The sequence below is a fragment of the Caminibacter sp. genome (genome assembly GCF_053999135.1).
Genome location: NZ_JBMXVQ010000021.1, coordinates 1 through 8,108 on the forward strand (window position 1 = coordinate 1; position 8,108 = coordinate 8,108).

Consider the following 8,108-nt stretch of genomic DNA (forward strand, 5'->3'; position numbering starts at 1 on the left):
TTTTATAGAATTCAAATATTTTTTTTCAATCTGCCACTGTCTATATATCATAAATTTTTCCATCTCAAAATAACTTTTATTTCTAATAAGACAATTAAGATATTCAAACCATCTTTCTTTACATGATTTGATTTGTTTTAGTTTTTTTATACACTCATAAATATTTTTATCAATGTTTCTATATTTTTTATATAAATTTAACCTTAAGTCATACCAATTTATATTTTTATGTATATTTTCAATTTCGTACATTTTTAAAAACAGCTCCATCCTATTTTTATAGTTTGCCATTATCGCATCATAATCATTATCAAAATTTTTACACTTAAAAGGATTTCCATTTATTACAACCCCATTCCCTTTTGCGTGAAATTCTTCTTGAGAGTGTCCTTGAGGAAGTGGAAACGTATTTATCCACACATCAATAACCCACCCAAATACATGAGGATTAACCATTCCGGTAAAAATAAACCTGTCTCTGTCAATTCCGTGTTTTTTCAGTTTTTCTTCAATTTCCTCTTTATTCCCGTCTCCGCATGCCAAATAGATAGTATTTGGATTTTGTTTCATAATCTTTGAAATTACTTTTAAATACTCATCGCTGTTAATTTTTATAAGTCTGCCTATTGTCCCGAGTATTACCGTATCTTTCCCATATTCGAGCAGTAAAGACTCTTTAACGGCTTTTCCCTGCTTTTTGTCTTCTTCACTTCCTATTAAAAATTCCTCCGCAATAGGTACATTAAAAATATCCCAATCCCACTCTTTACACTCCTGCTCAAAATGCGAAATTCTTTTATCAATTCCTATTAAATCACTTATACAGTTTCCATGAGACCAGAATACCTGCACAGGAGCTGAGCGGTTTGCAAAAAGAAAAATCGGTATATCATACCCGCCGCCGCCTATTAAATAATCAATCCCATCCTTTAAAATCAGATTTCTGATATCAAGGGCTTTAGCCAGATGTGAAAAATAATATCCTTCTTTTAAAAATTTTTTAGGAGAATACACCTTAACGCCTAACGAACTCAATGCTTCTATTAAATTTTCATCATCCTGCTGTTTATAAACATATTCCATCGAATATACGTAAATTTCATAATTTTTCTTAAATTCATCATTTTCGGTTAAAGATTTTAATAAAGAATAAAACACCATAAAAGGGGAGTTAAATACAATCCTGTCAATCAAAAACCCTATTTTTTTCTTTCCTTTAGAAACTTCGCTTTTACATTTTGGCAAATTATTCCTCTCACCCCACTCTTTATAAAATTTACTTGGTTTTTTTTCTACTTTTTCATTAAAAACTCTCCACTCGTCAATTGTATGAATATTGTTTCCATAAATATGATAAGCTAAAAAATGAAGAGGCATTTCATCTTCAATTAACTCTTTTTTTATAGCCTCTTCAATCGTTTTTACCAGCACCTCAAACACTTCAAGCCATATCGTATTATTAAAAAGCTTTTTATTATTCCAAATTACAACTAACGTATTTGCTATAATCGCTCTTCTCTCCATATAAGGATAATTAAAATATTCGTTAAAAATTTCTTTCATTATATCTATTAAAAATCTCTCATCTTCAAAATTTCTTACAAACTCAACAAAAAATTCCGCTTCCTTATTATTACTCATTTTGTGAGTATAAAACCTAAGACCCCTTTTTACATAATCTCTAAATCCCTCTTTTGCATTTCCGTTAATGATTTCAAGAGCAAAAATCAGATTATTAACGACAAATTTCTCTTCTAAACTTAATTTTTCATAATGATTTTTTAAAAATTCTATATTTTTTGAAATAATATTATTGGATTTGATTTTTTTATCTTTTAACTGATTATACAAAGTTATATATTCTTTTTCTACTATTTTTCCTTTTTGCAACCCCTCGGCAACAATTTCCTGAAATTTTTGAATGTCTTCATCTTGTTTTAAATCAAATTCCATATCCCAATCCTCTTTTTTTTATTTCCTCTTCCAGATTCTTAATAGCCCTTTTTACGACAATAACCTGAGCGTTAATACTTCCCGCCAGATTAAACAGCCAGTCTCTGTGATTCATAATCCAGTCTATCAGTTTCGCTTTTCTCTCTATTTCGTTTTTAGGATTTTGCACGGCTATTAACGCTAAAATCATCTCTTTTTGCAACAGATAACTGTTAACCGTTTCGCCAAAAACATATCCGAATTTTTTAGATTCAATTATTTCTTTAATTTTATCAATTTTTTTAGATATCTTCTCTAATTTTTTAAAATCAATTTTTTCAAGCTCGTTTTTATCTTTTAATTCAACTAATTCGTCAAAAACTTCAGCCACTTCTAAAAATAGTTTTTCTACTTTTTCTTGAACCTTTTCTCCGTATTTTATCATTTCAAGCGTTTTTTTATATGCTTTTATCAAATTTTTATCAATCTGTTTTTGAGTGGGATATTTTAATTTCAATTTTTTCTTTTCTGTTTTTTTAATTTCTTTTGCCACTTCGCTAAACGGCTTTTCAACCGCTCCTTCAATTCTAGCTCCCCCTTCCGTTGCATTGATAGTTTCAACCCCGTATTGCCTTGTTACCGCTATGTCCTGTTCGAAAAAGCCTCTAAATAAATTCCAATATTTTGCAGTTTTTACTACTCCTTTTCCCCCGTAAGCGGTTACAAAAAACTCTTCTTCGCTTTTTACCTCATCCTCTCCATACACATGTCCGCTTGCATGAGATTTACCGTCTTCGCCAAAAGCCAAATCCTGCCCTATTAAAACAATTTTTTTATACTGCATTAAAAAAGCAAGCTCGTAAGCCATATTAGCGGCACTCATTCCTCTTCCAAGATATCCGTAATCTTTTAAATTATAATACCTTGTATATCTAAAAGGTCTCATAACCAGAATATTCTCACCGTAAGAGTTATCCAAAACCTCTTTATGCTGCAAAGACGCATGAAGTGTAGTAAATTTTTTTTGAAACTCTTTAGAAGTTTTTTTAAAAAATTCAGCGGTTTCTTTTACTCTCTCAAGAGATGTTACAAAATCCGGCACTATACCCCATTTTTCAAGTATAGGCATACTTGCATCAACGCTTATTATCGTTACGTAATTCTGAATTTCTTTAAGTAAAGGAATCTGTTTTGTAAGGGACGGACCGGTTGAAACTATAACTGCAACGTCTGAGAGTTTTTGGTTTGCAAGAGAAGTAAATTTCGCGCCTTTTAACATTCTTGGCAAATTCTGGATATGATGTTCTATTCCTATTAAAGTGTCAATTGTATCGTTTCCTACTCCCGTTACATTTTCTTTAATCGCTCTTATGTTAATCTGATTAATTTCTTTCATTTCTTCAGCAAAAACTTTTTCATAATATTTACTCTCACCGTATAAAAAATACGTCCTGCAAAAAAGCCTTACATCCAAATCGGAAAAAATATCATAAGCATTAACATACTGATATTCATTTGCATCAAAAAAAATAATTTTATCCTCTTCAATCTCTTTAGTAAAATCAATCAGATTAAACACAATCCATAAAATTTCAAGAGAAGGTTCATAAACATAAATCCTTTTATGATTTGCATTTTGCATTAAAAGTTTCAAAAAAACCCCGTTTCCAACTCCAAACTGAAATAAATAAGGATATTTTACATAATGTTTTTCAAACTCTTCAAAAGTTTTACTTATTTCCTCTAAAGGCTTAGTTTCATATAAAGGAAGATTGGTTTTAGTATCTATTAAATTAATATTTGCCTTGTCGTCTCCCTGTTGGACTATTTCATATCTTTTATTTCCTATAATAGAAAATAGTTTAGAAGCAAGAACGGGGTCTTTTTTTACTAAAGACTTTATATTTTTTTCAAAAATTTCAGTCATAAAAATCCTTTTTATTTTAAATCGGCAAAAGAAAAAAAAAGAAAAAATTATTGTAACAGTTTCATTACGTTTTGCTGAATTGCATTAGCTTGAGAAAGTGCGTAACTTCCTGACTGGGCTAAAAGGTTATGTTTTTGGAAATTAGCTGTTTCAGCCGCAAAGTCTACGTCTCTGATTTGAGATTCTGCCGCTTTTACGTTTACTTGTGTTACTGAGATGTTGTTAATTGTACTTACCAATTGATTTTGAACAGAACCTATATCGGCTCTGATTTTATCAAGCATTTTCATGGCAGTATCAGCAATATCCATAACAGCCATAGCACCTCTAAGAGTTACAACCCCGCCTTGAACTCCTCTGCCGCCTCCTGCATGAGAAGCTATCTGGGTTTGATAATTAGCAAAAAATCCCATGGCATCGGCTTGTATAGAGGTAAACGCCCCTTTAATACTCCTTAAATTCATCGTAACTTCGGTTTCATCTCCTCCAAATCCCATTCCATTTGCATTAGTCCCGCTAATTACGATATCTCTTGCATCCTGTCTGATAAGCGTTAATCTTCCGTAATTTGATTTCATTTTATCATTAAGTCCTAAAACACTGTTACCACTCTCAACTTCCACTTCAATACCTCTTCCGTCCACGCTTCTTAAGTTTAAATGACCTCTGTTGTCAATAAACGCTTCAACCCCTGTTTGGTCTTTTACTTTATTAATAGCCGCAATTAATCTTGCATCACTGTCGTTCGCTTTAACTTCTTTAATATCACCGATGGTAATACCGTTGATTTTAAGACCTTTTATATCTCCTGCACCTACTGCGCCGGAAGCTGTAGACAATACCTGCCATGTTGCCCTGACTCCAAGTTTTTCACTGTTTTTGTTAATAGTTTCAGCCAATACCCCAATCCCTGTTCCGGCTGAATGAGAAATTTTTACACTCTCAAGTGTAATATCATGAAGTCCGTCTACTGCTTTAAATGTTAATTTTACCTCTGATGCCCCTGAAATTAATTTTCCTGTTTCAAATCTTGTATCCCCGATTTTATCACTGCTTGTAGGTCCTATACTTGCAACAACAGTTTCGTTTGAATACGCTCCGATTTGGAATTTCTGGTTTGTAAACTGACCTGAAAGTAGTTTTTTACCGTTGTAAGATGTTGTCTGAGCTATATTATCTAACTCTTCCATAAGTCTTACAATATCTTCTTGCAAAGCTTTTCTTGTCTCTTCTGTCTGTCCGTCCTGTGCTGCCTGAGTCGCTTTTACTTTAATGGTATCAAGGATTTTAACCTGCTCATCCATACCTTTATCGGCAATCTGTAAAAGACCAATTGCATCATTTGCATTCCTGATTGCCTGTCCTAACGAATCTGCCTGGTCTCTTAAAGAATCCGCAATTTGAAGTCCTGAAGCATCATCAGCCGCTTTATTAATTCTAAGTCCTGTACTTAGTTTTTCAAGCGAACTGCTTAATTTTCTATTATTGGCAACTCCTGCGGCATGGGCCTGCATAGCCGCAATGTTGGTATTAATTCTAAAACCCATTTACCTCTCCTTAGATTTTACAAAGGAGAAGCAAAATACGTTCCAAAAATAAAAAAAGAAAAGAGAGAAAGAAGATTATTGAAGTAGTCTCATTACGTTTTGTTGAGCTGCATTCGCCTGAGACATTGCATAACTTCCTGCTTGTGCTAAAAGATTGTTTTTTTGGAAATTAGCTGTTTCAGCCGCAAAGTCTACGTCTCTGATTTGAGATTCTGCCGCTTTTACGTTTACTTGTGTTACTGAGATGTTATTAATTGTACTTACCAATTGATTTTGAACGGAACCTATATCGGCTCTAATTTTATCAAGCATTTTCATAGCTGTATCAGCAATATCCATAACAGCCATAGCACCTCTAAGAGTTACAACCCCGCCTTGAACTCCTCTGCCGCCTCCTGCTTGAGAAGCTATCTGGGTTTGATAATTAGCAAAAAATCCAACAGCATCAGCCTGGGCAGATGTAAATGTTCCTTTAATGCTTCTTAAGTTAATAGTGGCTTCGGTTTCTTGTCCACCAAATCCTGCACTTGAAGCACCTTGTCCTGTAATAACAATATCTCTTGCATCCTGTCTTACAAGTGACAATCTTCCGTAATTTGATTTCATTTTATCATCAAGTCCTAAAACACTGTTACCACTATCAACTTTTACTTCAATACCTCTTCCGTCTACGCTTCTTAAGTTTAAGTGACCTCTGTTGTCAACAAATGCTTCAACCCCTGTTTGGTCTTTTAATTTGTTAATTGCCGCAACAAGTTTAGAATCAGCATCGTTTGCTTTAACATCTTTAATATCACCGATGGTAATACCATTGATTTTAAGACCTTTAACTTCTCCTGCACCTACTGCAGCGGAAGCTGTGGACAATACCTGCCAAGAAGCCCTGACTCCAAGTTTTTCACTGTTTTTGTTAATAGTTTCAGCCAATACTCCAATTCCTGTCCCCGCTGAATGAGAAATTTTTACACTCTCAAGTGTAATATCATGAAGTCCGTATACTGCTTTAAATGTTAATTTTACCTCTGATGCCCCTGAAATTAATTTTCCTGTTTCAAATCTTGTATCCCCGATTTTATCACTGCTTGTAGGCCCTATACTTGCAGTAATTGTTTCGTTTGAATACGCTCCGATTTGGAATTTCTGGTCTGTAAACTGACCTGAAAGTAATTTTTTACCGTTATAAGATGTTGTCTGAGCTATATTATCAAGCTCTTCCATAAGTCTTGTAATATCTTCTTGCAAAGCTTTTCTTGTCTCTTCTGTCTGTCCGTCCTGTGCGGCCTGAGTCGCTTTTACTTTAATGGTATCAAGGATTTTAACTTGCTCATCCATACCTTTATCGGCAATTTGCATAACTCCGATTGCATCATTTGCATTTCTAATCGCCTGACCTAATGAATCGGCCTGATTTTTCAAACTGTCGGCAATTTGAAGCCCTGAAGCATCATCAGCCGCTTTGTTAATTCTAAGCCCTGTACTTAGTTTTTCAAGCGAATTGTTCAAGTTTCTGTTCGTTACCATCATTGCGTTATGCGCATTTAGCGCTGCAACGTTAGTTCTGATTCTAAATCCCATCACTAACTCCTTTTAGTTTTTTGTAGCTTCCTTGCTACTCTCAAAAAGATAATCGGCTTAAAATTTTTTTACTTTATAGTTTATTTAAAAATTTTTCGTTTTTTTTTATTACTCACCTATATCTTCCCACCTAAGTCTATCACCCTTTTTTAAATCCCTGCACGCTTTTTTACCGAGAATTTCAGGCAGGTATTTTGGATGAAGCCCGTATCCCGGACGTATTGCACGTATATGTTCTCTTGTGAAAACTTCACCTTTTTTAATATCTTTTACAACATAGAGACTTCTTGAAAACTGACGCCCACTTTTAGGCTTGAAACTCACTTCCCCTATCATCTCTTCCGTTTCCCTAACGGCTTTTGCCATTTCTTTAAATTCATCAGGAGTCAGACTGAAATCTTTATCGGGAGAGTTTAAACTTTTATCGAGAATAAAATGTTTTTCAATAATCCTTGCCCCCATCGCTACAGCCGCCACGGGAGCAGAAATTCCAAGCGTATGGTCTGAAAATCCCACTTCCACTTTGAATATTTCTTTAATCGCCGGAATTGTTTTTAAATTTACTTCGCTTCTTGGTGCGGGATATGCCGAAGTGCATTTAAGAAGTGCGACCTCAACACCTCTTTTTTTGCAAATATCCACAGCGTTTTGCATATCCTCCATTGTTGCCACACCGGTTGAGATTATCATAGGTTTACCCTTACTTGCCGCATAATCTATAAGCTCATAATCGGTTATCTCAAAAGAGGCGATTTTATATGCGGGAGGATTAAACTCTTCTAAAAAATCCACGGCTTCTTTGCTAAAAGGCGAGCTGAAAACCTCAAGCCCAAGACTTCTGCCGTAATTAAACAGCTCTTCATGCCATTCAAGCGGTGTCATTGCCCATTTATAAAGCTCAAATAAATTTTTACCGTCCCACAAAGTCCCGCCTTTAATTATAAAATCTTCCTTTTTACAATCAATCGTCATCCATTCCGGTGTATAAGTCTGAAGTTTTACCGCATCCGCTCCTGCCTCTTTTGCGGCATAAATCGTATCTTTTGCAATTTGAAGACTACCTGCGTGATTTGCGGAGAGTTCGGCTATTATAAAAACTTTTTTTGAGGTGTCAAAATTTCCTATTT

The 8,108-nt window shown here is 34.3% G+C and carries 5 protein-coding genes; all 5 read right to left on the minus strand.

Going from position 1 to position 8,108, the window contains the following annotated elements; translation table 11 throughout:
* The coding region (locus ACXJH6_RS01825; protein WP_456470064.1) for a hypothetical protein at window positions 1–1,953 on the minus strand (1,953 nt) is incomplete at its 3' end.
* A complete protein-coding gene (locus tag ACXJH6_RS01830) occupies window positions 1,943–3,859 on the minus strand; it encodes a motility associated factor glycosyltransferase family protein (RefSeq protein ID WP_456470065.1) in 1,917 nt (638 codons plus the stop codon). The genes ACXJH6_RS01825 and ACXJH6_RS01830, both read right to left, overlap by 11 nt.
* Window positions 3,860–3,906: 47 nt before the next feature.
* A complete protein-coding gene (locus ACXJH6_RS01835; RefSeq protein ID WP_456470066.1) occupies window positions 3,907–5,406 on the minus strand; it encodes a flagellin A in 1,500 nt (499 codons plus the stop codon).
* A gap of 75 nt (window positions 5,407–5,481) precedes the next feature.
* Window positions 5,482–6,981, minus strand: a complete 1,500-nt coding sequence (locus ACXJH6_RS01840; RefSeq protein ID WP_456470067.1) for a flagellin A — start codon at window positions 6,979–6,981, stop codon at window positions 5,482–5,484.
* A gap of 108 nt (window positions 6,982–7,089) precedes the next feature.
* Window positions 7,090–8,106: a pseudaminic acid synthase gene (gene pseI, locus ACXJH6_RS01845; protein ID WP_456470068.1), complete on the minus strand. Its 1,017-nt coding sequence runs from the start codon at window positions 8,104–8,106 to the stop codon at window positions 7,090–7,092.
* Window positions 8,107–8,108: the final 2 nt, after the last annotated feature.